This window comes from Sorangiineae bacterium MSr12523 (assembly GCA_037157775.1).
Taxonomy (GTDB): Bacteria; Myxococcota_A; Polyangia; order Polyangiales; family Polyangiaceae; genus Pendulispora; species Pendulispora brunnea.
On sequence record CP089982.1, the window covers coordinates 9,418,409 to 9,444,795 of the forward strand.

19 protein-coding genes are annotated in these 26,387 nt (G+C 66.2%); 7 read left to right on the forward strand and 12 right to left on the reverse strand.

Features of this window, described 5'->3' with window-relative positions; all coding sequences use genetic code 11:
* Positions 1-4: 4 nt before the first annotated feature.
* Together LZC95_36690 and LZC95_36695 are read right to left on the reverse strand one after the other, a co-directional pair.
* The gene (locus LZC95_36690; GenBank protein WXA91976.1) at positions 5-772 is read right to left on the reverse strand and encodes a glutaredoxin family protein; all 768 of its coding nucleotides are present in this window, start codon (positions 770-772) and stop codon (positions 5-7) included.
* Positions 769-2,715, reverse strand: coding sequence for an ATP-binding cassette domain-containing protein (locus tag LZC95_36695; GenBank protein ID WXA91977.1), 1,947 nt, complete (start codon positions 2,713-2,715; stop codon positions 769-771). The genes LZC95_36690 and LZC95_36695 overlap by 4 nt, the downstream gene beginning before the upstream one ends.
* A gap of 76 nt (positions 2,716-2,791) precedes the next feature.
* Here LZC95_36695 and LZC95_36700 point away from each other — a divergent pair, with 76 nt between their 5' ends.
* Complete coding sequence (locus LZC95_36700) at positions 2,792-3,649, forward strand: hypothetical protein (GenBank protein ID WXA91978.1); 858 nt, start codon at positions 2,792-2,794, stop codon at positions 3,647-3,649.
* Positions 3,650-3,795: 146 nt separating this feature from the next.
* On the opposite strand, the gene LZC95_36705 is transcribed toward LZC95_36700, so the two are convergent.
* The 4 genes from LZC95_36705 to LZC95_36720 form a co-directional block, all read right to left on the reverse strand.
* A complete protein-coding gene (locus tag LZC95_36705; protein ID WXA91979.1) occupies positions 3,796-4,350 on the reverse strand; it encodes a hypothetical protein in 555 nt (184 codons plus the stop codon).
* A 45-nt stretch (positions 4,351-4,395) separates the two neighbouring features.
* Positions 4,396-5,712: a FliI/YscN family ATPase gene (locus tag LZC95_36710; GenBank protein ID WXA91980.1), complete on the reverse strand. Its 1,317-nt coding sequence runs from the start codon at positions 5,710-5,712 to the stop codon at positions 4,396-4,398.
* Between the two features lie 3 nt (positions 5,713-5,715).
* Positions 5,716-6,852 carry a molecular chaperone DnaJ gene (dnaJ, locus tag LZC95_36715; GenBank protein ID WXA91981.1) on the reverse strand — a complete coding sequence of 379 codons (1,137 nt, stop codon included), beginning with the start codon at positions 6,850-6,852 and terminating at the stop codon, positions 5,716-5,718.
* 138 nt (positions 6,853-6,990) lie between these two features.
* Positions 6,991-8,808 carry a hypothetical protein gene (locus tag LZC95_36720; GenBank protein WXA91982.1) on the reverse strand — a complete coding sequence of 606 codons (1,818 nt, stop codon included), beginning with the start codon at positions 8,806-8,808 and terminating at the stop codon, positions 6,991-6,993.
* Between the two features lie 108 nt (positions 8,809-8,916).
* On the opposite strand from LZC95_36720, the gene LZC95_36725 reads away from it, so the two are divergent.
* Genes LZC95_36725 through LZC95_36745 form a run of 5 tightly spaced genes read left to right on the forward strand, consistent with a single transcriptional unit; the run spans position 8,917 to position 15,797 of the window.
* On the forward strand, positions 8,917-10,434 hold the full coding sequence (locus LZC95_36725; protein WXA91983.1) for a hypothetical protein: 1,518 nt from the start codon (positions 8,917-8,919) through the stop codon (positions 10,432-10,434).
* A 1-nt stretch (position 10,435) separates the two neighbouring features.
* On the forward strand, positions 10,436-12,088 hold the full coding sequence (locus LZC95_36730; GenBank protein ID WXA91984.1) for an FGGY-family carbohydrate kinase: 1,653 nt from the start codon (positions 10,436-10,438) through the stop codon (positions 12,086-12,088).
* Positions 12,089-12,135: 47 nt separating this feature from the next.
* On the forward strand, positions 12,136-13,287 hold the full coding sequence (locus tag LZC95_36735) for a substrate-binding domain-containing protein (GenBank protein WXA91985.1): 1,152 nt from the start codon (positions 12,136-12,138) through the stop codon (positions 13,285-13,287).
* A 6-nt stretch (positions 13,288-13,293) separates the two neighbouring features.
* Positions 13,294-14,823 carry a sugar ABC transporter ATP-binding protein gene (locus LZC95_36740; GenBank protein WXA91986.1) on the forward strand — a complete coding sequence of 510 codons (1,530 nt, stop codon included), beginning with the start codon at positions 13,294-13,296 and terminating at the stop codon, positions 14,821-14,823.
* A gap of 5 nt (positions 14,824-14,828) precedes the next feature.
* On the forward strand, positions 14,829-15,797 hold the full coding sequence (locus LZC95_36745; protein ID WXA91987.1) for an ABC transporter permease: 969 nt from the start codon (positions 14,829-14,831) through the stop codon (positions 15,795-15,797).
* Here the strand turns inward: LZC95_36745 and LZC95_36750 are convergent.
* From LZC95_36750 to LZC95_36765, 4 genes are all read right to left on the reverse strand, one after another.
* Positions 15,745-16,059 carry a Uma2 family endonuclease gene (locus tag LZC95_36750; protein ID WXA91988.1) on the reverse strand — a complete coding sequence of 105 codons (315 nt, stop codon included), beginning with the start codon at positions 16,057-16,059 and terminating at the stop codon, positions 15,745-15,747. The two genes, LZC95_36745 and LZC95_36750, sit on opposite strands and share 53 nt — an antisense overlap.
* Before the next feature lie 168 nt (positions 16,060-16,227).
* Entirely contained in the window at positions 16,228-18,018 is a 1,791-nt protein-coding gene (locus LZC95_36755) for a hypothetical protein (protein ID WXA91989.1), read from the reverse strand.
* A 141-nt stretch (positions 18,019-18,159) separates the two neighbouring features.
* Positions 18,160-19,503, reverse strand: a complete 1,344-nt coding sequence (locus tag LZC95_36760; protein WXA91990.1) for a cobalamin-dependent protein — start codon at positions 19,501-19,503, stop codon at positions 18,160-18,162.
* A 42-nt stretch (positions 19,504-19,545) separates the two neighbouring features.
* A complete protein-coding gene (locus tag LZC95_36765; protein WXA91991.1) occupies positions 19,546-21,537 on the reverse strand; it encodes a hypothetical protein in 1,992 nt (663 codons plus the stop codon).
* A gap of 75 nt (positions 21,538-21,612) precedes the next feature.
* Between LZC95_36765 and LZC95_36770 the strand changes: the two genes are divergently transcribed.
* Positions 21,613-23,679: a UvrD-helicase domain-containing protein gene (locus tag LZC95_36770; protein WXA91992.1), complete on the forward strand. Its 2,067-nt coding sequence runs from the start codon at positions 21,613-21,615 to the stop codon at positions 23,677-23,679.
* Here LZC95_36770 and LZC95_36775 read toward each other — a convergent pair.
* Together LZC95_36775 and LZC95_36780 are read right to left on the reverse strand one after the other, a co-directional pair.
* The gene (locus tag LZC95_36775) at positions 23,676-25,454 is read right to left on the reverse strand and encodes a DUF885 domain-containing protein (protein WXA91993.1); all 1,779 of its coding nucleotides are present in this window, start codon (positions 25,452-25,454) and stop codon (positions 23,676-23,678) included. The genes LZC95_36770 and LZC95_36775 overlap by 4 nt on opposite strands.
* A 29-nt stretch (positions 25,455-25,483) precedes the next feature.
* A complete protein-coding gene (locus LZC95_36780; GenBank protein WXA91994.1) occupies positions 25,484-26,311 on the reverse strand; it encodes a nuclear transport factor 2 family protein in 828 nt (275 codons plus the stop codon).
* Positions 26,312-26,387: the final 76 nt, after the last annotated feature.

Genomic DNA, 26,387 nt, shown 5'->3' on the forward strand with positions numbered 1-26,387 from the left:
GCGATTACATCGCGGCGCCGAGGGCCTCGTCGACGGCGCGGGGGTTGAAGCCGACCATCATTTTGCCGCGCACGTCGAGGACCGGAATGGAGCCGTCGTGCAGGCCAGCCTTGGCGAGTTTGGCCTGCATTTCGCGCGCGGCGTCGCGGTCTGCCTCGATGTTCTTTTCGACGAAGGGGATGCCCTTCTTGCGGAGGTACGCCGCGGCTTGATGGCAGGGCCCGCACCATTCTGCGCCGTAGATGATGACGGCGGGGCGGGCGTTGGGATCGGCGGGCTCGCCGCCACCGTTCGGGCCATTCGCGGCGGCGGGGCCCTGCCCTCCCGATGCCACCGGCCCCGGCGCCTTCGGCTCGAGAAGGGCACTCTTTCCTTTGCGGCGGCTGACGGCCATCTCCTCGAAGTCTGCCTTGGTCATCGGCTTGACCAAGTACGTGCCGTCGGGTTGGGCGGTGCGCAAATCGGCGACGAAGACGCGCTCGGGGTGCGTGCCCTCGTCGCGCGAAGGATCGACCACGCGCACGGCGTCGCGGCCTACGAGGGGCACGTCGGCCGCGCGCTGCTCGACGTGGAAGTCGCCCCGCTCGTCGATCCAGGTGAAAAGCAGGCCCTCGCTGGAGTCGGACACGGTGAAGGGGATCGCATCGGAGACGGCGGCCTTGTCGGCCGACGCATCGCCACCGCGTTTTTTGCACGCGGTCATGGTGGAGGTGCCGGTGAGCCCCGTGACCAAAGCCAAAATGAGAACCACACCGCGGGACGACGGCTTCACGACGCTTCCTCCGACAGACTGGCCCACTCGGTCATCATCTGATCCACCCTCTTGCTCAGAGCTTGCTCCGCCTTCGCCCGCTCGGCCAGCTTTGCCCAGTCGCCACCGGGATCTTCACGGAGCTGCGCGCGCATCTCGGTCAGGCTCTTTTCCGCCGTGGCGATGCTCTTTTCCAGCTCCTCGAGGCGGCGCTTTCGGCGCTCGCGGTCGCGCGCCTCCTTGCGCTGGGCTTCGAACGACTGCCGCCCGCCTGCATCGGCTTTCGCGTCCTTCGTAGGCTGCGGTTCGGGCTTCTTCTCGGGCTTTTTGGCCGCTTCCTCGGCGGCCGCCCGCTCCGCGGCCATCTGCGCGACGTGGCTCGAATAGTCGTAGAACCCGCCCTGGTAGATCTCGACCTGCCCATCGCGCACGGACACGATGCGGGTCGCCACCGTCTCGAGAAAGCGCCGGTCGTGCGACACCAGGATGACCGTGCCCTCGAACGAAACGAGCGCCTCCTCCAGGATTTCCGCCGCCGGAATGTCCAAGTGGTTCGTGGGCTCGTCCAAAAAGAGCAGGTTGCGCGGCTCGAGCAGCAGCTTCGCCAGCGCCAGACGCGAACGCTCGCCGCCGGAAAAGCCGGAAACGGTGCGCAGCGGATGGTCGCCCCAGAAGCGAAAGCGCGCGAGGTACTGGCGCGCCGCTTCCACCGTGAAGTCGCCCCGCACGCGGCGCACTTCCTCCACCGCGGTGCGCGAAGGATCGACCTCGCCCAGGTGCTGGTCGAAGTAACCCTCTTGCAAATTGGTGCCCCGCTTCACCGTGCCGCGATCGTCCGATGCACCACGCGCCGCGAGAAGCTTCAGCAATGTGCTCTTTCCCGAGCCGTTCGGGCCCACGATGCCGATGCGCTCCCCGCGGCGTATGAGCATGTCGACGCCCGAGAACAGCGGACGGCCCCCGCGTTCGGCCGCGAGTCCCTTCGCGTCGAGCACGATGTCACCGCTGCGGTTGGCCGGCGCGAAGCGGAAGGCGACGCGTTCGGCGACTTGCCACACGTCCTCGGGACGCTCGAGCCGTTCGAGCTTATCCAGCATTTTGCGGCGGCTCTGCGCCTGCTTCGTCTTCTGCCCCGCGATGTTCTTGCGGATGAAGTCTTCCGTCTTGTCGATCATCGCCTGCTGCCGCTCGAGCAGCGCGCGCTCGCGGGCGAGATCCTCTTCGCGGGCCGCCGCGTAGTCCGTGTACTTGAGCGGGTAGTCGCGAAGACCGCGCGACCCCAGCTCCAAGGTGCGCGGACAGGTGCGGTCGAGAAAGGCACGGTCGTGGGAGACCACGAGAACGGCGCCGCGGTATCCAATGAGGTAATTCTCGAGCCAGGTGATCGTGTCCAGGTCGAGGTGGTTCGTGGGCTCGTCGATGAGCAGCAGATCCGGCTTTTGCGCGAGCACGATGCCCAGCTGGAGCCGGCCTCGCTCGCCGCCGGAAAGCGACGCCACCGGCCGCGCCAAATCCGCGTCGGAGAAGCCGAGCTTGTGCGCCAGGATGGCGACCTCGCGCTCGAGCTCGTCGCCACGGGCCACGTGGTAGCGGTCGCTCACCTCGGCCAGGTGCTCGAGGGCACGCGCATCGCCAGAGGCCGCGCCATGCTGGGCCTCCGTGAGCTCGTGCCGGAGTTGGACGATGTCCTGGAAAGCCGAGAGAAAGGCCTCCATGACGTCGCCGGCGGGCGGGAGCTCGTGCGATTGGCGGTAATAGCCAAAGCTGGTTTCCTTGCGGATGACCACGGAGCCACGGTCGGGCTCGATTTCGCGCGCAATGAGGCGCAGAAGCGTGGATTTTCCCGCGCCATTTGGCGCTACCAGCGATGCCCGCTCGCCGAGGGCCAGGCTGAAGGTGACATTTTCGAAGAGAACATCGCCGGCGTATCCAAAGCGGACGTCAGCGACTTGAAGCACGGTCATAGCGGTGTTCGATGTAGCACGACCGCTGGGCCAGAACTCGCTAGGAAAGCCCGTACGGCACCGCTAATCTCGGCCCATGCGGCGTTCCTTTTGGTCTCCTCTGGCATGGACTACGGTCGCGATCGCTGCGGGTCTCACGGGTACGGCGTGCAAAAAGTCGGTGGGTGAGCTGCAGACCTACGACGTGGTGGCAGATGCCCCCGGCGATCCCGGGCACCCGGCCGATGTCCGCCTCGAGATGCAGGAGGGCGATCTGCACGTGACCCCGGGCGGCGTGCACGTGGTGGGTGGCGCGGCCAAGACCAACGTGAGCGACCTGGCGCCCGCCGTGTCGAACGCCGGCTACAAGCTGACGGTGTCGCAGGGCAAACCCGGGGTGGATGCCTCGAAGTGGGGCACGGGCCTCATTGCCGATTATCGCCTCACCCTGGGCACGACGCCGATGGCCCTCACGGTTTCGGGCGGTGCATCGTCGGTCGATCTGGAGTTGGGCGGGCTGGCCGTTCATTCGCTGATCGTGCGCAATGGCGCGGGCTCCGTTCGCGTGGGCGAGGCCGCCCCGAACCCGATGGCCGCCGATGCGATCGACATCGAGACGGGTGCGGGCAATGTCACGTTGACCGACGTGGGGCGCTTCGGCGCGGCCAAAGTGCGCGTGCGCGCGGGGGCGGGCACCGTCAACGTGTCGCTCGGCAGCAAAGTGGAACGCGAGCTGTCGCTCGACTTGGAAACGGGTGCGGGCCCGGTGAGGTTGGGGATCCCCGGCGGCGTCAGCGCACGCGCCGAGGTGAAGAGCGAGGCGGGCCCGCTCAAGGTCAACGGTTGGACGAAGGACGGCGAGGACTACATCCTCGGTCCCTCGACACCGAACCCGCGCATCCGCATCCGCGTGAAAACGGGCGCGGGGCCCATCACCTTCGAGCCGGCCCCTTAGGCTCGGCACGAGTGGTGAAGGCCCCGTCGAATATGGAGCGCCGGCATCCTGCCGGCGGTCCGCCACCTTCTAGGTGGCTCGTCGATCGCGGCGCCGGCTGGAAGCCGGCTAACCGCCGGCAGGATGCCGGCGCTCCATAGCGCTCCCTAGGCATCGTACAGGATCTCGAATTCGCAGGCCTTGGCACCGCGCAGGCGGCATGCGGACTCGCGGGCGTCGTTCAATCGGGCACCGGTGATGATCACGGTTTGCTCCATCCAGCCGAGGACGGCGTTGCAGTGGCAGCGATGCGGCGTACCGAAGTTCTCCACGGAGACGACGCAGCCGCCCGGAATGATGCGCATGGAGGCGCTGCCCGAGTCGTAGTGCGACGTCCACACTGCCGCGACCTTGGTCAGGATGTAGGTCGGCGTGCCGATCTTGTAAAAGATGCGGTAAATCGTGGGGAGGTTGACCTCGGCGGTGTACCGGCCGAGCACGCGGCAGAGTGCGAGATCGCCCGTGCCGAAGCGGCGATCGAGTTCGATGTTGAGCGCGATGTAGGCGTCGAAGGGAACCCAGAGGTTCGGCGTGACCGCTGCACGGATGGCAAGCTCGTGGCGATCGAGGGCGGCGAAAATGGGCTCCACGTGTTCCGGCCCGCGTTGGGTTCGGACCCAATCGAGCCGCGCCCGAATGGCACTCGCGCGTACGTGAACCACGCCGCTACTATAGCGCCACGTCGGCGGGGCGCCTTTATGCCGTTTTTATGAGCCGAAAACCACGCGCGACAGGCGTGCGACGGTGTCGTCGAAGGGGACGCGCTCTTTGGCGTCTTGCCGGAGGAATTGCTCGATGCGGGGCATGTGCAGGAGCGCCTCGTCGAGCTCGCGATCGCTTCCCTTGGCGTAAGCGCCCAATGTCACGAGATCGCGCTTCGCCTCGTAGGTGGCGACCATGGCACGCAGCCGCCGCGCGGCGTTGCGGTGCTCGGCGCTGACGATGCCGTCCATGACGCGCGACAACGATGCGGTGACGTCGACGGCGGGGTAGTGACCGCGCGCAGCGATGGCGCGGTCCAGTACGACGTGGCCGTCGAGGATGCCCCGCACTTCGTCGGCGATGGGCTCGTCCATGTCGCTGCCCTCGACGAGGATCGTGTAGATCGCCGTGATGGATCCGTGGGCCGCTTGGCCGGCGCGCTCGAGCAGGCGCGGGAGCGCCGCGAAGACGCTGGGCGGGTAACCGCGGCGGGCCGGCGGCTCGCCCGCGGCAAGGCCGATTTCGCGCTGGGCGCGCGCAAAGCGCGTGACGGAGTCGATGAGCAGCATGACCCGTGCGCCTTGGTCGCGGAAGTACTCCGCGTAGGCGGTGGCCACTTGCGCCGAGCGCAGTCGCTCGAGCGCGGAAACGTCGCTGGTGGCCACGACGACGACGCTGCGCGCGCGGCCTTCTTCACCGAGCGCGTGATCGAGGAACTCGCCCACCTCGCGACCGCGCTCGCCGACGAGGCCCATCACCACGACATCCGCCCAGGCGCCGCGTGCGACGGCGCCGAGCAGCGAGCTTTTGCCAACGCCCGAACCGGCGAAGAGGCCCACGCGCTGTCCTTCGCCCAACGTGAGGAGCCCGTCGAGCACGCGCACGCCCGTCGCGATGGGCTTGTCCACGCGGCGCCGTTCGAGCGCGGGCGGAGGATCGCGATCGACGGGGACCCATTCGTCGCCGGGGATGTCGCTGCCGCCATCGAGCGGGCGCCCGAGGCCATCGACGACGCGGCCGAGCAGCGATGGATGGGCGCGCACACCCGAGACGACGCCGGTGGCTTCCACCTCGTCGTCGGGGCCGACACCCGTGAGGGCGCCGAGCGGCATGGCGATGACCTCGCCCTCGTCGAAGCCGACGATTTCGCAGGGAAGCGGCGTACCGCGTCGCCGCACCTCGACGACGTCGCCCACGCGTGCACCCGGCAATGTGAAACGCAGCGCCAGGCCCGTTACGCCGAGCACGCGACCCTTCGGTCGCAATGTGGGCGTCGCCGCCAGCTTCGCTTTGATAGCGCCGAGGTCGAGATCGGCGGCCACGTCTTACTTGGACGACGCCGCAACGCGGCGGCGCGAGACGCCTTCGGCATCTTCGGCACCGAGACGAAGCTCTTCATCGAGCATCGTCAACAGCTCGCGCGCGCGGGATGTGAGAGCCGTGGGCACCTGCACTTGAACCACGACGATGAGGCACCCGCGACCGCGGCCATCGAGCCGGGGGATGCCCTGCCCTTTCAAGGTGAAGACCGCACCCGATTGCGTGCCCGCCGGGATGCTCACCGTGAGGGTGGGCTCTTCCCCATTTTCCGTCTCGGGGCCGATGGATGGAACGCGCACCTCCGCACCGAGCGCCGCGTCCACGAAGCCGACGTTGACGCGCGTGACCAAGTCGGTCCCATCGCGCTCGAAACGCGAGTCTTCCTCCACGTCGACCTCGACGTAGAGATCTCCGGGCGGGACGTTGCCCGGGCCGGGCATACCCTGCCCTTGCACGCGAAGGCGCTGCCCCGAGTCGATACCGGCGGGGAAGTTGACCGTCACCTTGCGCGGCTTGGCGATGACGCCCTCGCCCTTGCACGACTTGCAGACGTTGCGAATGACCTGACCGCGGCCTTGGCAACGGGCGCACGGCGCCGTGAACATGACGAAACCGCGCGCGGTGGACACTTGGCCCGTGCCGCGGCATGCGCTGCAGGCTTCCGGTTTGGAGCCCGCGGCAGCCCCGCTGCCGCTGCAATCGTCGCAGCGCGAGGGGGCGTGGACCACGACCTCGCGCTTGCAGCCAAAGGCCGCATCGCGAAGAGAAAGACGCTGCTGAACGCGCAGGTCTCCACCGCGACGTGGAGCGCGGTTGCCTCCGAAGCCGAATGGGCCGCCGGAGAACATTTCGGCGAAGAGGTCCTGCATGTGCGAGAAGACGTCGCCCATGTCGCCGGGACCACCGCTCGCCGCCCCTTCGAGGCCTGCGAAACCGAACTGGTCGTAGATGCGGCGCTTCTGCTCGTCGGAAAGCACCTGGTACGCCTCGTTCACCTCCTTGAAGGTTTGCTCGGCGCGAGGGTTACCCTGGTTGCGATCCGGATGATGCTTCAACGCCTCCTTCTTGTAGGCGCGACGCAGTTCTTCGGCAGATGCATCCTTCGAACAACCCAGAACTTCGTAATAGCACCGCTTCGACATGTCACCCGATGGGGTTTTAAAGCAATGGATTGCCCACGAATGGCTCGCCGCGCCAAGTTAAGTCGCACGAGTTTCTTGTCAACGAAACTCCTTAACTCGATCCGGCGTGGACCATCGCCTGGCTTCTATAGTCACTCGTTAGGCTTCTTGCGAGTCCTGAACTGCACGTGCGCGGTCGCGCGCATCAAGCTCGCGTGAAAGCTGCTCGAGAAGCACCGCTTGCCGTTGGAGCTCGGCTCGTGCTCGGGTGAGCTCCTCTCCCGATTCGGCCCGCAACCGGGCGTCATGTTCCTGGGAGATGGCCCTTCGAAGGATATCGAGCTCGTCTTCCAGCCGGGTGAGACGCTCGAGATCGATGGCGCGGTATGAATTTCGGGTCAGCTCGCCTTCGAGCTCGGCAATGCGCCATGTGCGCGCGTGGAGCTCGCCTTCCCTTCGGGCGGCATCGACGGCCATCTCGTCGAGCTTCGCGCTCCAGTCCGCATTTTCACGCGCCACCTTCTCGAGCTTCTCGAGCAGGGCCGGGTCGACCTCATTCGGCGCCTGCTTTGGCGCATCCTGCGCCGCCTGAGCACCTTCCTGAGGGGCCGTGTCGAGGGGTGTGCGCTCTTCGAGCTCGGCAACCAGGCCCAGTGTGATGCGGTCCCGGCGGGCAATTTCGCGCTCGAGCTCGGCGATGCGGTGTCCGCGTTCGACGAGACGCGCCTCGACCGCCCCCAGTTCCGCGCCGTGGGCTTCCGCCATCTGGGAAAATTCGCGCTCGAGCAGACCGTATTTTTCTTCGTGCTCGCCGATCTGCAGGAGCAGTCGGTCGACCTCCTCGGAATCGGAGAGCGCTTTTTCTTCGTTGGCCACGCGCTCGGCATCGAGCGAGGTCTTGAGCGACTCGATTTCGCCGAGCAACGTCGCGCATTGCTCGGCGCGCAAAAGCGCCGTTTGCTCGGCGTCGCGGGTGCGCTCTTCGAGGACGCGCGCGGCGTCTTCGGCGGTGCGCATGGCCTCTTCGAAGGCGGCGGCATGCTCGCGCCGGCGGTCGATGTCCACCTCGAGTTGCTGGATGCGCAGGCCCGCGTCGTAGACGGTCTGCTCCAATTCTCCCACGCGGTGCGCGTGCGCGGCTTCCGCTTCGAGCCGCTCGATCTCGGCCCGCTGCTCGGCAATCTCGGCACGTTGCTCCGCGAGCTGGGCGCGCTGCTCTTCGAGCTGCGCCTCGAGCTGGGCCACGCGCGACATCGCCTCTTCCACGAGCACCGCGCGGTCGGCGGCGAAGGCGCCTTCTTGCGTGGAGCTCAGCGAAAGGGACGCCGTCGCATCGCGCGGCAGCTGGACGATGGCATACGGCTCGAGCCGGATGTGATCCGAGTGGCTCGCCAGCGCGATGAAGTATTCGGGCGGCTCCGCCTCGGTCACCAGCTCGGTGTGGACGCTGACCTCGGGGTCCTCGTCGGTCTCCCCCAGTTCGGCGATGGCTGCGCCGAAGAAGGGCACCTGGCCGATCATGCGCACGCACGCGAACTGCAGAGAGACGATGTCGTACAGCTCGTAGTAGTCGACGACGCGGGTCTCCGGCGCCTGCGACGCGTCCCACGCTTGGGGGTTTCGCGCGGCCACGAGCACCGCGCCCTCGGCGTCCACCACCCGGCGAAGGCGCGCGACCAGGGACGTGGGGTCCTCCAGCAAGGCCACGTCGGGGACGAGCACCAGGTCGAAGGCCCCATCGCGCACGTCCAAGTCGTCGTCGCGAAGGTGACGCAGGACGATGCCGCGCGGGAAATTCGCCTGGGCGCGGCGCACGCGCTCGGGGTCGGGGTCGTAAACGTGAACCAGCCGCGCCCCCATTTCGAGGAGGCGCGCGCCCAGGTCCTGCGTTGCGTCACCCACCACGAGTACGCGACGACCCGCCGCGAGAGGCTCGGCGTAGAGGCAGAGAAGATGCGAAGGCAGAACGGGATCCATTGGCGTGTTTTGCAGCGCTCCCGTCGTGGAGGGCTCGCTCGCAATTTCCGAGGCTAATACGGCAAGCGGGAACTTTGTACCCACTTCACTCGGGGGTACCCTGGCCGCATGACGAAAAAGATCGCTCTATTTTGGCCGGGGGACGCGCGCCAGAAGCCCAACGAGCTGGCCCTGCCGAACATCACGGAGGCGACCGTCCAGCTCGAAACGGCCCTCAAGAAGCTCGGCCGGCAGACATATCGGGTCGAAGGCTTCCTTTCCAAGCCGCACGAGTCCATCGAGAAGCTCGGCCCCATCGACGATCCGATGATTGGCGTCTGCGTCCATTGGTTCTACGGCCCGCACACCTGCGACGGGGTCGCGGGCAAGGACAATCCGCTGCTCCTGGCCAGCAATTTCTCGGGCCGGTGGCCCGGCCTCGTGGGGTTGCTCAACACGGGCGCCTGTCTGGAGATGCTCAATCGGCCCTTCTCGCGCGTGTGGACCTCGTCGCCCGATTTCTCCAAGGATTCCGCCTTCATGGACCGGCTCGCCGAGTGGTGCGAGACGGGAAAGATCAAGTACGGCGAGAGCCAGATCGCCTACGGCGGCCCCGTGAGCGCCGACGCCTTCGCGCGCGCCAAACGGGTGGCCGCGGGCATCCGGCAGCGCAAGCCGCTCTTCCTCATGCTGGGCGACACGTCGATGGGCATGATCAACGGCTACTTCGGGCCGCGGCTGCTGCACTCGGTAGGCTTTGCCGAGCACAAAATCGACCAGGCGTGGATCATCGACCGCGGCAAGCGCATCGACGAAGCGCGCATCGACCGGGCCCTCGCCTTCGTTAAAGAGAAGGGCATCACCTTCCACTGGGGCGAGAAGGACGCGGAGGACTTCGACGAGCGCGCCACGCGCGAGCAGCTGCGCGATTACCTGGTGGTGCTGGACTTGCTCCAGGAGTTCAAGGCCGATGGTCTGGGCTGGCAGTACCAACTCGGGTTGATTCCCCTGCGGCCGCCATCGGATCTGGCCGAGGGCCTTTTCAACTCGACCTGCCGTCCGGAGTCGAACGGCGACACCATCGCCACGGCGACGGAGGCCGATCAGGGCAACCTGGTGCCGATGGAGATGATGAAGCGGCTCCTGAAGGACAAGGGACTGCACCAGGCCGTGATGTTCCACGACGTGCGCTGGGGCGCCGAGCACGATGGGCGCTTCTTGTGGGTGCTGCTCAACTCGGGCTCGTGCGGCGCGTACGCGTTCAACCACGATCCGAACACGCTGAAGGGCACGCATTCGTACCGGCAGCCGTCGTTGTATTTCCCGACGCCGGGCGGGAGCTTCGCCGGCGAGAGCTTGCCCGGGAAGATGACGTGGGCACGCGCCTACATCAAGAACGACGTCCTCTGGATGGATATCGGGCGCGGCGAAGTGGTGAAGCTTCCGCCGAAGGTGCGCGACGAGTGGTGGGAAGGCACCACGCGGCAGTGGCCCTTCATGGCCGCGGACATGGGCATCTCGCAAGAGACGCTGATGGCGCACTACTTGTCGAACCACGTGGCGGTGGCCTACGGCGATATCTTCGACGAGATGGTGGCGCTCTCGCAGGAGCTGGGCTTCCGCGTGCGGGTGCTCTCGGGGCAATGAGATGAGCGAGTTTTACCTAGGTGTGGACGTGGGCACGGGGAGCGCGCGCGCTGCGCTCTTCGATGGTATCGGTACCATGGCGGGAATGGGCACCCATCCCATCGAGATGTTTCGTCCGGCCGACGACTTCGTGGAGCAGTCCTCGGACGACATTTGGCGGGCATGCTGCATCGCGGTGAAGGCCGCACTCGCGCAGGCGAAAATCGACCCCGCGCGCGTGGCGGGCATCGGCTTCGATGCAACGTGCTCGCTGGTGGCCTTGGGGGACAATGACGCGCCGGTGAGCGTGAGCCCCAGCGGCAAGGACGCGCAAAACGTCATCGTGTGGATGGACCACCGCGCGGTGGAGCAGGCGAACCGCATCAACGCGGGCAAGCACGAGGTGCTGCGCTACGTGGGCGGGATCATCTCGCCCGAGATGGAGACGCCCAAGTTGCTCTGGTTGAAGGAGCATCTGCCGGCGGCGTGGGGGCGAGCTCGCAAATTCTTCGACCTACCGGACTACCTGACGTACCGCGCCACGGGCAACGATACGCGCTCGCTCTGCAGCACCACCTGCAAGTGGACCTACGTGGCGAAGAACGGCGGGTGGGACGCGTCGTACTTCCGCAGCATCGGGCTCGGTGATTTGGCCGACGAGGGCTACGCGCGCATCGGAACGCGGGTGCGGCCCATGGGCGAGGGCATCGGCGGGCTGACCGAAACCGCAGCGCGCGAGTTGGGACTCGTGCCCGGGATACCCGTGGGGGTATCCATCATCGACGCGCACGCGGGCGGCATCGGCACGTTGGGCATGGCCATCGACGGTGCCGTTCCGAGCGAGGACGAGTTGCAGACGCGGCTCGCGCTGATCGGCGGCACATCGAGCTGCCACATGGCGGTCTCGCGCGAGGCGCGCTTCGTTCAAGGCGTGTGGGGACCGTACGAATCGGCCATGGTGCCCGAGCTTTGGCTCGCCGAGGGGGGGCAGTCGGCCACGGGGGCGCTGCTCGACTTCACCATCGCCTCGCATGCGCGCGCCGCGGAGCTCGCGCAGGAGGCGGCGCAGCGTGGAACGCGGGTGGAGGCGCTCCTCAACGAGCGGCTCGACGCGCTCACGAAGGAGACCGGGGCCGCGTTCACCGGAGAGCTCACCCGGGAGCTGCACGTGCTGCCGGATCATCACGGCAATCGCTCGCCGCGGGCGGACCCGACGGCACGTGGGATGGTCTCGGGGCTCAAACTGGACGACGGTGTCGATGCGCTGGCGCGCCTCTACCTCGCCACCATCCAGGGCATCGCTTACGGGACGCGTCATATCATCGACGCACTGAGTCAATCTGGATATGCGATTAGGACATTGGTCGCATGCGGCGGTGGGACGAAAAACCCGATGTTCCTTCAGCAGCACGCTGACGCAACGCGTTGCAAGGTGGTCGTGCCGAAAGAACCAGAGGCCGTGTTGCTCGGTGCAGCAATCCTTGGGGCGGTCGCGTCCGGCAATCATCGGAGCATTGTCTCAGCCATGGGCGCGATGAGCGGAGCCGGCCGTGTGGTCGTGCCGACGCAAAAAGATGCGTCACGCGACTTTCACGATCGCAAATACAAGGTTTTTCTGGCTATGTACGAGCACCAGATGCGCTACCGTGCACTGATGGCCGGTCTACCGGCGTGATGTGCAAACGACCGTGATGCCATCGGTCGGCTTCTGAGTCATCGGATATGTACGGCCCCCAACGCGGGGCCTCGGGTAACTTTCAGCAACTCGGTATCAAGGAGGTCGTGAACGTGCGCCACAGTTTAGGAACCCCCATCCTTCGTTTCACGGCAGCGATGGCGCTGCTTTCCTTCGGCGCGCTCTCGGGTGCGTCACTCGTCGGCTGTGACAAAGACAAAGGTGGCGCCAGCGGAGGCGGAGCGGCACCTGCAGCGAGTGGCGAGGGCACCACCTCGGCCGCGTCGGCGAAGAAGACGACCATCGCGGTGATCCCGAAAGGGACCACACACGAGTTCTGGAAGTCGGTGCATGCCGGTGCGGTGAAGGCCTCCAAAGAAGAGAAGGTCGACATCATCTGGAAAGGCCCGCTGAAGGAAGATGACCTCAAAGGCCAGATCGACGTCGTCGAGAGCTTCACCTCGCAAAAGGTGAGCGGCATCACCTTGGCGCCGTTGAGCGACAAGGCGCTGGTCAATTCGGTGACGCAAGCCACGGCGGCCAAGGTGCCGGTGCTGGTGTTCGACTCGGATCTGGCGAGCGATCAGCAGGTGAGCTTCGTGGCGACGGACAACCTCGCCGCAGGGAAGATCGCCGGACAGAACATGGTGAAGCTCCTCAATGGCAAGGGGAAGGTCATCGTGCTGCGCTACCAAGAGGGTTCGGCGAGCACGGCGAAGCGCGAGCAAGGCTTCATCGAGGCCATCAAGGAAGCGAAGGACATCGAGATCGTCAGCGACAACCGCTACGCGGGTGCGACGACGGAAAGCGCGTTCGCTGCCAGCGAGAACTTGCTCGGCGCGCAAAAGGCGGCGGCGGGGGCCATTCAGGGCATCTTCACGCCGAACGAGTCCAGCACGTTCGGCATGCTGCTGGCGCTGCGCAAGGCGAACTTGGCCGGCAAGATCAAGTTCGTCGGCTTCGACGGCTCGGAGAAGCTCTTGGCCGGGCTCAAAGATGGACACATCGACGGGCTGCTTCTGCAGAACCCGTTCCGAATGGGCTACCTGTCGATCAAGACGATGGCGAAGCACCTGCGGGGTGAGCCGATCGAAAAGCGCGTCGACACGGGCGCCGTGTTCATCACGAAGGCGAACATGGATTCGCCGGACACGCAGGAAGTCGTTCATCCGGATCTCAAGACCTGGCTCGGCGAGTAAATCGACGTGAGTGTGTCGTCCCTTGTTGCACGGGGGCTGCAGAAGACCTTCGGGGCCACGCGCGCACTGCGCGGCGTGGACCTGGAGGTTCGTAGCGGTGAAATTCATGCCCTGATGGGTGAGAACGGGGCCGGGAAATCGACCCTGATGAGCATCCTCTCGGGCGCGGCGACGCCGGACACGGGCTCCATGGAGCTCGGCGGCGTGCCGTATCGGCCTAGCGGTCCGCGCGAGGCGCGGCAAGCGGGCGTGTTGCTCGTGCACCAGGAGCTTTCGCTCTGCGGGCACATGACGGTGGGCGAAAATGTGATGCTCGGCATCGAGCCCGCGCGCTACGGCTTTTTGCGGCGCAGCGAGATGCGCGAGAAGGCGGAAGCCGCGCTGAAGGCGGTCACCGGCAAAGAGGGGACCATTTCGCTCGACGTGCGCGCGGCGGATCTTTCACCGGCCGATCGGCAATTGGTGGAGATTGCGCGCGCGCTGGCGGTGCCAGGGTGCCGCATTCTGCTGCTCGACGAACCCACGAGCTCCCTGGCGGCGGGCGACGTGGATCGGCTTTTCGTGCTTTTGCGCGAGCTGAAACAGCGTTCGCTCGCCGTGGTGTACATCTCGCACTTCTTGGAGGAGATCCTCCGCGTGTGCGACGTGTACACGGTTCTGCGCGACGGGCAGGTCGCCGAAAAGGGCACCATCGCGGAGACCACGGCGAAGAAGCTGGTGCTCGCCATGAGCGGTGGCGCGACGAATGCGGGAACGTCGCCCATCGAGGAAGCCGTGCGCACCGAAGAAGGCGTGACGGAGAAGGCGCCCGTGCTCGTGGTGGAAAACGCTTCGGGCGTGAAGAAGCCTTCGTCGGCGTCGCTCACGGTGCATCGCGGTGAAGTGGTGGGCATCGCGGGGCTCTTGGGCGCGGGCCGCACGGAGCTTTTGCGCATGATCTTCGGGCTCGATCCGGTGGCGCGCGGAAGCATCCGGGTGGCGAGCCAGGGCGGGTCGGCCTCGCCGGCCAAGCGCATCGCGCAGGGCGTGGGCTTCTTGAGCGAGGACCGCAAAGGCGAAGGGCTCTTGCTGAGCATGAGCATCGCGGACAACCTGACGATGTCGCGGCTGTCGGGCATGGGCCCGCCGGGCTTCGTCAAAGACGGACAGCAGCGCAATAGCGCGAAGAAGTGGACGGACATGCTCGCGGTGAAGATGCGCGACGTGGGCCAGCAAGTGCGCGATCTTTCGGGGGGCAATCAGCAGAAGGTGGCGCTGGGGCGCTTGCTTCACCAGGAGGCCGATCTGTTCTTGCTCGACGAGCCGACCCGCGGGGTCGACATCAACAGCAAGACGCAGATCGAACGTCACATTCGGGCGCTCGCAGCCTCGGGAAAAGCGGTGCTCGTGGTGTCGAGCCACCTTCCCGATTTGCTTTCCATTTGCGATCGCATCGGCGTGATGTACCGCGGTCGCCTCGGTGAGATCCGTCCGGCATCGGCGTGGACGGAGCATGCGCTTTTGGCTGCGGCCACGGGTGCCGAAGGAAATACATGACGACGATGTCCAAAGGTTTGTCCCTTCCGAAACTTCGCGCAGCGTGGATTGGGCCGCTGCTCGCGGTGGCTCTGCTCTTCGGATTGTTCGCCATCCTCGCGCACGAGACGTTCCCGACGACGAACACGATCGTCACGATGCTGCGGCAGACGACGGTGGTGGGCATCGCCGCCGTCGGCATGACGATGATCATCGTGCTCGGCGGCATCGATCTCTCCGTGGGCTCGGCGGTCGCGCTCACCACGGTGGCCATTGCGCTGATGTTGCGCGGCGGACATGGAGCCTTCGTATCCGCGTTGGCCGGCATCGCGGCGGCGACGTTGTGTGGTGCGATCAACGGGGCCCTGGTGGGCTACATGAAATTCGTCCCGTTCATCGCGACGTTGGGCACGATGAGCCTCTTGCGCGGTCTGTGCAAAGGCATGGCGAGCGAGCAGAAGATCGACGCGGAGCCGCACGGCCTGGAGACATTGCTCGCGCCGTTGCCCGATGGCCGCGAGTGGATGCTCTTGCCGACCGGCGTGTGGATCACGGTCATTCTGGCCATCGCGGTGGCGCTGCTTTTGCGGACGACGCAGGCAGGCCGCTACGTGTTCGCCGTCGGCTCGAGCGAGCCGGCCGCGCGTCTTTGCGGCATCAATGTGCCGCGGGTGAAGTTCGGCGTGTTCGCCCTGGCCGGGATCCTGGTCGGATGGGCCGGCGTCCTCGAGTTCTCCCGCCTCACCGTGGGCGATCCCACCGACTCGGTGGGCCTCGAGCTCGACGTGATTGCCGCCGTGGTCATCGGCGGCGGTTCACTCAGCGGCGGCGAGGGCTCGGTGCTCGGTTCCGTTCTCGGTGCCTTGTTGATGACGATCATCAAGACAGGCTGCACCCACGTGGGGCTCCCCAACTGGGTTCAGGAGATCCTGACGGGCATCATCATCGTGGTGGCTGTCGGGCTGGATCGGATCCGGCATCGCCAGGGGGACTGACGGGAGTAGGCCAAAGCCCTGCGAGGGCGAGAGGAACGGCGTCGAAGGGTTCGGCGTGTACTTCTTCGTCGCCCTCGTAGGTCTCGATGAGGACCCATCGCTCTCGTTCCAGGCGGTACACCTCGAGGGTCTGCAACGTTGGACTCAAGAGCCACAGGTGACCGACGCCTTCGCGCCGATAGATGCGCATCTTCTTGCCGCGATCGATGCGCGCCGTGGACGATGAGATGACTTCGCAAACCCAATCGGGTCGGATAATCATGCCGGCTGGGGCTCCCTCTGCGAGCGCGGAACTTGGCAATCGGTCGCGACGCCAGCCGGCGCCGGCCGCGGACGGCTCATCGTAAACAGCTTGCCGTCGAGTATCTCGGCAACCATGGTCTCAGGGACCGCAGCAAAAGCCGCTTCGACCTCGGGGTCGTTGGGTGCGCTAGGATCGTACGGCCGAGACGGTCGCGCGCGGCTCATCTTGCAAGCTTACCACCGGAGGTGGGGCGCGGCGATCGGTGCCCTCCCATTTGGCCTTCGAGGTGCGGCGGTCGACGAAGTTGCGGACGAGCGAAAGGACCAGATCGCGCGTGGCGGCCAAGGTCGGGATCTCGGGGGTGAGGCGGACCACGCGCTCGTGGAGTTTGCGGCCTGGCAGGGGACGCACTTCGGGGGCGAGGGTCACGAGGCGAGCGGCGGCGGCGCTCGCGTCGTGGACGCGCACGAGGACCTCGGGGGCGAGGTAGGGCCCGTCGCCGGCGCAAGGCCAGGTGGCGCCGATCTCGATGCCGATGACGCCGGGCATCGAGGTGCGCGGGAGAACGAGAAGGCGCAGCTCGTCGTGGATTTCGCTGCCCAGCGGGTGACGCGCCCAAGGGACGATGCGGAAACCGTCGCTCGCGGCTTTCAAGGCGTGCTTCTTCATCGCGCCGAAGAGCGACTTGAGCCACGCCGCAGAAGCCTGCGGCACCGGCGGAGGAAGCTGCGCGCGCGTGCCGGTGAAGAACAACGGCACGAGAACCAACGCATCGAGCATCACCGTGTAGCTCGCCGCGCGCCCGGCGAATCGGTCGACGAGCACCACGCCGCCACCCACGAGCGCGAGGGCCATCGCGAAGGTGATGCGCCCCTTGCGGGTCGAGCCATCGAAGACGTCTCCGGCGCGGGATGCCGCTGCGAAGGCCTCACGCTCGCGCACCATCGACCAGCTGCCCGGCCCACGCGGTCGCAAGGTCACACGCGGCGCGCGGTAGGCGATGGCAAAGATGGAGCACGCGAGGAAGATACCGCCCCACGTGGCGTAGCCGCCGAGCTGCGTCGCCACGCATGCCGCCATGAAGACACCGGCTGCCACGGTGCGGAGGGCACGCGAGAGCGGCAAGAGCGGGCGCTCGATGGTCTGCTCGCGCGCGAAAAGCTCCGACGTGCGCTCCGCCTTTTTCGCGAAGACGAAGGCAAAGGCGAGCGCCACCAAGGCTACGAACGCCACGCGCGCGCTCTCGTGCAAATGATCCGACACGGGTGCGGCGGGCGTGGACGGCGGGCGGAGCTCCGTCGACCGCGCCGCCGGGAACGCCTTTGGATCCACACGCGCCCCCCACGTCACCCGCTCCCCGCGCGCCACGTGCAGACGCACGATTTCCAGCTCGTCGCGGTCTGCAGAACGGCGCAACGTCGAGACGATGCCATCCCCCGCCGGCGCCCCCGCCGCAGCCCCCGGTGCATCGGGACGCCAGGCACGCGGCTCGGTGGGCGCGGCCGGCAAATCGAAGACCACGCGCTCCCCATCGATGCCCTCGGGCAGCGACGGCGACGTCCACGAGATGCGCCACAGCGCGAGGTCTTTCGTGATGGCATTCGTGGCCACCAAGTCGACGTGGTAGCGCAGCTTGATCACGTAGACACCGCGGCGCAGGCCCCGCTTTTCCATCACATCGACGCGAATCGACGCATCCTTCGCGTCGCCCGACGGCGGCTGCAAGGTCACCAGTCCGGGCATCGTATGCCCATCCTCTGCGGTGATCGTGGCTTGCTGCGACTCGAGAACGGCCGTCGGATCGATGCCATCGAGCTCGATGCTCGAAAGCGATCCCGCGATGACGCGGTAGGTGATGGCATGCTCGAACTGCGCAACGCCCGCGTCGTCGATGCGCGCGTGCATGTCGTAGCCCGTGGCGTGTGCCTCGCGGTAAGCCGCCGAAGCGCCCGACGCCGGTAGCCAAAGAGCCAGCATCGCGATCGCAGTCGTTATATAACGAGACACACCCGACATATCCTACACGTACTCACACATGCCGGATGGGGCAAGTTTAGGGGGTAGGGTCTAGGGTTTAGGGTCAGAGAAGAGCGGCTTTCTCCCCCTAAACCCTAAACCCTACCCCCTAAACCCTCTTCCGCGGCGGGCATGGGCCAGGTGGACCCAGCCCGGGCCGCGCAGGCGCGCGCGCTGCAGGAAGGTCGATATCTTGGTGCCGAAGCGGATGCCCAGCTCGGGAACGATCCAACCCGGGTGCTTCGGTGCCTCGCGCGCGAGGAGATCGAGCAGCGCTTGCCGGTGCTCCGCGCGACCGATGCCATGGCTCTCGCGGTCTTCCATGAAGGCGATGAACACGGCGACGTCGGGATCGAGCTCTTCGACGAAGGCCAGCGTGCCCTCGGCCTCGGCCACCGTTTCACCTTCGGCGCCGAGCACGAAGGTGTGGCAGTCCGCGATGCCGTGGGCGCGGAAGGCCGCACGCACGCGGCGCACCTGATCGAGCGTGAATGGCTTGCGAAGGCGCTCGAGCACGCGGGGGGTGCCCGAATCGGTCCCGATTTCCGCGCCGATGCAGCCGGCGCGCGCCATGGCCTCGACGAGCTCCTCGTCGAGCGATGCCGGCGATACGTAGCAGACCCACGGAAGGGTCACCCGCCGCTCGACCATGGTGCGGCACACCGCGAGCGCGTGCGAGCGCGGCACGTTGAAGACACTGTCGACGACGAAGGCGTGCGACACCCCACGCGAGCCGCTGGCGAGGTACTCCATTTCGTCGACCACCGCCTCGGGGCGGCGCATGCGAACCTTGCGCCCCTCGAGATCCGGGTAGTCGCAATAGGTGCATTGAAAGGCGCACCCGCGCTTGGTCTGCACCGAGTCGGTCCCGTCCAGGCTGAAATAGCGCGCATCGACGAGATCGCGCGCCGGCGTGGGCAGCCCATCGAGGCTGTTCGGCACCATCGGCTTGCGTGCAAGTTGCACGTATTTCGCCTGGGAGGCGCGGATCACCTCCGACGTGATGATCGGCTCGGGTCGTTCGCCGCGCGCCAGTGCGTCCACCAGGGCGCGAAAACTGTTTTCTCCTTCACCGACGACGGCGTGGGAGGCGCCGAGGCGCTCGAGAAGCTGCGTGGGTCGCAGGGTGATCGCCGCGCCGCCGAGCACGAGCGGCGCATCCGTGGTCTGACGGATGCGTGTGGCCACGTCCTCGTAATACGCGAGCAGGTGCTCGCTCCCCGCGTACGTGTTGTCGTGCAGATTGCGCAGTCCAAGGCCGACCACGTCGGGTCGAAAGCTGGTGATGGCTTTCTCCACGGCCTCCAGGGGATCGGCCTCGAAACAGAGGTCGACCACGGAGACATCGTGCGCATCGCGCACCGCAGCGGCGACCGACAAGATGCCGATGGGCACGACGGCGGAGGGGAGCTTCTCTCGGTTGGCGGAAACGAGGAGCACCCGCATGCGGCTATCTTATATGCGCATGCGGGCGCAGGGGCGCGCCATCTATCGTCCAGCTTGCGTAACGGTGGCGACGATGTCCTGAACCGCGGCCTTGGGCAGCTTCACGGTCGCGACGAACGAGCCGCCGTTCGCATCCTTACCCGGCTGCGCGAGCCACGTGAACGGGATGACCGCGCCGCCGTGGGCAGGCGCATTTTGCAGGGGGCGAAGCGGATCGCGATCGGGCAGCTTCTTGTCCGAAACGTACGCAAGCGGGCTGTCCGTCACGAAGCCGCGGGTCGTGATGAAGCCACCCGCGTTGGTCTTGGCGCGTTTGAGCTCGTCCAGTCCCTCACGCGTCTCGAGCGTAGGCCCCGATGCGAAGACGCCCGCGAGCATCTTGGCCGCAAGCACATCGTCGACACCGAAGCCCATCACCGTGCGGTTGGCATCGGGCGCCAGGAAGATGTGCATCTTCACCACCCTGCCCTGCACCTTCGCCTTTGCCTCTTTGGCACCCGGCTTTTTTGCATCCGCGGGCTTCTTCCCGAGATCCAGCGACTCGGGCGGCTCGTGAACGACGGTGAGCTCGTAATGCACGGTGCCCTTCGGCAAGGTGGCGTTGCGAGGAGACGCCGTTGCCTTCAAGGTCGGCGCGGCCAGACCGTGGTTCTCTTCCTTGAGCCATTTCACGATGCCGGGGCGCGCCAGGGCCGCGCCCAACTCTTTCACGACGCCCGACACCTTGGCGATGGGCTCCTCCACGGAGAACAGCGACCAGCCCGCGAGCTGCTCGCCCACCGCACGCCGCATCTCGTTCTGATCCTTGGCGCCCTTCTTCCCGGCCTTGGCGTCCTCGCGGTTGGCCTTTGCCGCCGCGACGGCCTTCTGCTCGCCCTCCACGTCGATGCCCTTGGCGTAGACGCCGGGCGCGAGAAAGAGCGCCGTCGTGTGCGACACCGCATCCTTGAGCAGCTTCTTGTCGGCCTCCGCAACCGAGGACTTCGCCAGCTGCTTCGCGATGGCATCGAGCGTGAGATCGCGTGCGTGCGCCACGTCCTTCTCGTCGATGGCGCCATGGAACAGCGCCACGTCGGATGATGCCGGCATGCGCCAGAACGCCGGCGGCGCCGCGCCCGCGCGCTCCGGATGGCTCACCGCGAGGCGCGTGGTGAGCGACTCGTGCCCTTTGAAGCTCGCGGTCAACGTCGCATCGGCGCCGGGCTCGGCCAGCTTTCCATCGAGCTCGAGGCGATCCAAATCGATGGCGAAGTCGACGAAGTCACCCAGCGCGGCGTGTTCCAATTCCGATGCGGGGTTGTCCGTCTTCCGAATGCCGAGCACCTGCCCCATGATGCTCGGAATCAAGCTTCGGCCTTGCGTCAGCATCGGTCGGAACGGCTCGGGGGTCACCTCCACGTGCACGTCGGAGGCGTACTTCGCGCGAGGCGACGTGCGCGAGAGGTACGGCCCCAGAAGATCGAGCGCGGTCCCCGACGTTCCGCACACCAGCCGAAACGGCGCATCGGCCGAAGGGAAAATCGCGCATTCGCGGCGGTCCTCTTCCTCGTTCGCCTCTTTGGGCTCGAGGCGAATGATGCCAGCTTGCGCGGGCTTCAGCGTGAAGCTCTTTTCGAGGACCGGCTTGGACTCCTCGAGCGGGCGCAGGGCCACCGAGAGCGCAAAGCCTGGGCCCGATGACGCCTTTTTCGGATCCGTGGCCACGGCGAAATCGACCGGCCGCCCGAGATCCGCCGCTTTGGAAACGGCGGCATTGGCCACGAGCTCGGTGACCACGTCGGGAGGGAGGGGCGTCCCCGTCCAACCGCCCACGATTTGCAAGACGTCGGCCGGCTTTTGCACGCGCCCGAAGGCGAGCAGCGTGGTTGGGGCCGGAACCGCGCTCACGTCGGGGGGCGGAGCCACCTCGACGGGTTTCTCCACAGGCTTCGGCGGCGCTGGCTCCGGGGTCGCGCCACCACATGCAAGCGATGCAACCGGGAGAAACGGCAGGATAGACCTGGCAAGGCGTGCGGGGCGCGTCGAAGGTTTCATCGTCCGTCCATACCGGCATATTGCGGGCGCTCTTTCAATCTAGTTCCGCGCCCGGCTCCATGCTTAAGGAAGCCCATGAGCGGTCTCAATCCGGCCCAGAAAACGGCCGTGGAGCATCAAAATGGCCCGCTTCTCGTCCTCGCGGGCGCCGGGTCGGGGAAAACGCGTGTGATCACGCAGCGTATCGTCCGCCTTTTGGAGCGCGGCATCCCCGCGGGCACGATTGTCGCGCTGACCTTTACGAACAAAGCCGCCGGCGAAATGGGCGAGCGCATTCACAAGCTCCTCGAAGGACGGACGAGCGCCGCGAAAGGGCTGACCATCTCGACGTTCCACTCCTTCGGCCTGAATGTGCTCACGCGCGAGAAGCGCGCGCAGAATGCGGCCTTCACGATCTTCGATCAGGGCGACGCCGTCGGCACGGTCAAAGAGATTTTGCGGCAAGTCGACGCGGGCAAGCGCTTCGACGTATCGGCCATCATGTCGCGCATCTCCAATGCGAAGAACGCGTTCTTGCTGCCCGAGGAGCTGCCCGACGACGGGATGGATCCGTACGCGGAGATCACGAAAATCGTGTACCCGCGCTATCAAGCGGCGCTTCGCAATTTCTCCGCGTACGACTTCGACGACCTCGTTTGCGAGGTCGTGCGCCTGTGGCAAGCCCGGCCCGACGTGCTCGCGCGCTGGCAAGAGAAGGCGCGCTACCTGCTCGTCGACGAGTACCAGGACACGAACCGCGCCCAGTTCATGATGCTGCGCCTTCTCGCGGAGCCGTACCGCAACATCTGCGTCGTCGGCGACGACGATCAGGCCATCTACGGCTGGCGCGGCGCGGACGTGCGCAACATCCTCGAGTTCGAGGATCAGTTCACCGGTGCGCAAGTCGTCAAGCTCGAGGAAAATTACCGCTCGAAGCAGACGATCCTCGACGTGGCCAACGCGGTCATCGCCAAGCGCGTCGACGTGCGCCACAAGAAGCACCTGTTCAGCAGCCGGCTGAGCGATGACAAGATCACGATCGCCGTGGCTCCGTCGCCCGATGCGGAGGCCGCGTACACGGTACGCGAGCTGCAGCGCTGGATCCGCGACGAGAAGAAGCAGCCGAAAGACTGCGCAGTGCTCTATCGATCCAATGGCCAAGCCAAGGTGATCGAGGAGTGCCTGCGCACGGAGGGCATTCCGTACCGCATCGTGGGCGGGCAGCAGTTCTTCGAGCGCAAGGAAGTCAAAGACCTCCTGTCGTACTTGAAGCTGACCTTGAATCGCTCGGACGAGATCAGCCTGCGGCGCATCATGAATTATCCGGCGCGCGGCATTGGCGACACCAGCGTGGAGCGGCTGGCGTTGCACGCGAAGGCCAAGGGCTGGACGCTGTGGGAGGCCATCGAGCGGGTGGATGCGCTCGACGACGTCTCCGAGCAGGCGCGCCAGGGGTGCAAGTCGCTCGAGAAGATCATCGCCGAGACGCGCAAGATGATCCTGGTGCAGCAGACACCGGCCAGCGCCGTCGCGCGTTCGCTGTGCGAGCGCATCGGTCTGAAGCGCGACATCGAGGCGAGCTCGCCCACGCCCAATGCCGCGGCCAAGCGATGGGGCAACGTCGAAGGGCTGTTCAATACGCTGGCGCGCCGCGAGGCGAAGGGCGGCATGGAGCAGGCGCGCGACATCCAGAACTTCCTGCACGCGCTCACGTTGGACTTCGGTTCCGACGAGGAGACGCAGGGCAACGCCGTCACCTTGTCGACGTTGCATGGCTCGAAGGGGCTCGAGTTCGACATCGTGCATTTGATCGGCTGCGAGGAAGGCTTTTTGCCGCACCAGCGCACCTTGGACGAGCGTGCGACGGATGCTCCGACGTTCTCGGAGGACGGCAACACCTCGAAGGCGGCCGACATCGAGGAAGAGCGTCGGCTCTTCTACGTGGGCGTGACGCGTGCGCGCGACGTGCTCGTGCTCTCGCGCTGCAAGGCACGCGCGATGCGCGGTAAGCCGGTCCCGCGCACGCCAAGCCGCTTCCTCATGGACATCCCGCCCGAGCGCTTCGTCGAAATCGAGGTACGCGACGAGCCGGCCATGTCGACCAACGCGGGCCTGGAAAAGGCCAACGCGCTGCTGGCCATGCTGGAAGGCCTCGGGGGCTAGTCGCCGAAGATTTCGCGCTCGAGCAGGCCGGGGGCGACGGTGCCGCGGGTGAGGACCTCCGAATGGAAGGCCTTCAACGAGAAGCGGGCGCCGTCGCGTGCCCGCATGCGCTCGCGCATGGCGAAGATGCGCTCGCGGCCAATCAAATACGAGAGCGGCTGCGTCGGCGACTCGGTGTAGCGCTTGACCTCGTTCTGAGCGAGCGGACGCTCGAGGTGCACCTCGTCGGTGAGGATCTTCACCGCCTCCTCGTAGGTCATGCCGCGCGTGTGCAGGCCCACGTCGATGATGACGCGCGCCGCGCGAACGAGGGTCCACACGAGTTGCATGAGGCGCTCCTCGTCGGTGTAGTACCCGAGCTCCGCCATGAGCTCCTCGGAGTAGAGGCCCCAGCCCTCGGAGAAGATGCTCGGACCGGTCACCTTGCGGATGATCGACGGATGCAGCCTCGCGAACGACAGCTGCAAATGGTGTCCGGGATACGCCTCGTGCACTGCGGTGTCGACTTGATCGCCGTGATCGTTTTCGCGGAGCCACTCCTCCTGGCGCTTCTTCGGCCAGCTCGCCTCGGCCGGCGTCACGTAGAAGAAGCCTTTGGCGCCCGGCGGATCGAACGGCGGCGGAATGTCGTACGCCGCTTGCGTGGTGTTGCGCTTGAAGGTCGGCGTCTCGACCACCTCGAGCTCGTCGCCGGCCGGAAACGGAACGACGTCCTTGTCGACGAGGAACTTTCGCGCGCGGGCGACCTCACGCCGGTACGACGGGAGCAAGTCGGCCATCGTCGGGTGGTGGCCCTTCACGCGGGCGACCACGTCGCTCCACTTCTTGGCCTGCGGATCGATGCGCCGCGCGGTCTCGGTCAGCTTTTGCTGCGTCTCGTCGAAGAGACGCTTTCCCATCGCATGAATCTCGTCCGAGTTCTCATTGAGGAAATAATCCTCGTGCGTGAGAAACTCGAACAGCGCTTTGCCCGACGCGAACTGCCCATTCGAGCGCGGCAAAAGGTCTTTCTTGAGCCAGGTGACGTACCCGGCATACGCATCCTTCGCGGCGCGCACCGCGGTATTGATACGCGCCTTTTCGCCGGGCAGCTCCTTGAGGATCAGCGCCGCCTGCTCGTCGAGAAAGGTCTTTGCGCCCTCCGCCGACTCGATGCCAATCTGCGTGGCGATGCGCGACGGGTTCTTCAAGTTGGCCTTGGCCGACTGCACTTGTTGCGGCAGCTTCTCGATGCGCTCCAGCGCCGAGCGCGCGCGCTCGGGACCGGGGGCGAAGTCGCGCGCCATGACGTAGAAGATCGCGTTGAGCGGCTCGGTGTAGAAATCGGGGCGCGTCTCGTGCGGGCGAAGCGCCTCGGTGCGCTTGATGTCGACGGTGAGCGCGTGCTCCAGAATGACCAAATCCGTGAAGGCCGAACGCGATGCATGCGGCTTGGACGAGAAGCGCTGCATCAGTTCATCGAGCATCGCGCGCTGCTTCGCGACGGCGCGATCGATCCCCTCACGCGAGCGATCGTTGAGCTCCGCATCGCGCGCATGCAACCCGAGCGACGTGGCGGCCTCGGGCCACAATTCGACCACGAGGTCCACGTACTTCTTTCCATAGGCGGCTATATCCGCATCGTCCGCCGTGTCCGAGGCCCCCGCGTCCGCCGTCGCGGCGGGCTGCGCGGCCACCGGCGGCGGAGCAGGGGGCGGAGCCTCCGCCGACCCGGATCCACAAGCCGCCACCAAGGCCAGAACGGAGACACACGCGAGCGAGGAAAGCCGATTCATAGCGCAGCCATACCGCGCCAGCGCGGGGATCACAAGGTGGCGCGCAGCGCCTTTAGGCGGGTCTCGTCGGCGTTGGTGAAGTCGGGGTCCACGTAGATGTACGTGCGGCGAATGAGATTGCCTTCGAACTGGAAGACGTTGCAGAAGCGGCCCTGGTTGATGGTGCCATCCGGCCAGCTCACGCCATCGGGGGTGACGCCCCACTCCTGCCCTTCCACGGCGATGGAGTCGTCGTCCGATACGATGTAGCGCAGTCCCTCGATATCGTGTTCGAGCTTCGCACTCAGCGCCTGGAAGGCTGCGCCAAAACGGCGGACGGCATCCTTTCCTCGGGCGCGTCCGAACTTGGGAAAGAAGAACTCGACGTCGTCGGTGAAGAGATCGAAAAGCCGGGGATCGCCGTCGTCGACCCAGCGGAAATAGTTTTGGATCGCCTTCTTTCGAGCCTCGATGTCGGGAAGCACCGCCTCGCGCACGGCGAAGCTGTCCTCGAGCATGAGGTACTTCGTGATCAAGCCATCGCGAACGGTGAACTCGAAGGAAAACGGGCTCTCGATGACCTTGCCCGTGCTCGTCACGCGTGACGCGAGCTCCCCGAGGGCAACGGCGTGCTCGCCATCCACGAGAATGGAGCGCACCTCGAAGTGCAAGGACTCGATGCGCTCGCGAAGACCTCGGACGAAGTCCGCCACCCCCGCGCGCCCTTTCTTGCGGCCGATCCAGGGCACGCGCGCGGTATCGCCGGGGATGTTCCAATCGACGTCCTCGCTGAAAAGCGCCGCGATGGCTTCGGGCGGCTGGCGTTCGCGGTAAGCCTGGAAATACCGATTCACGATGCTTCGGGTCACGTCCGACATATCCCGTCCTCCATTTTTGTAATATCGACTACATAATGTCTGGGGACCTTGAACGACGGCGTCAAGGGACTTATGT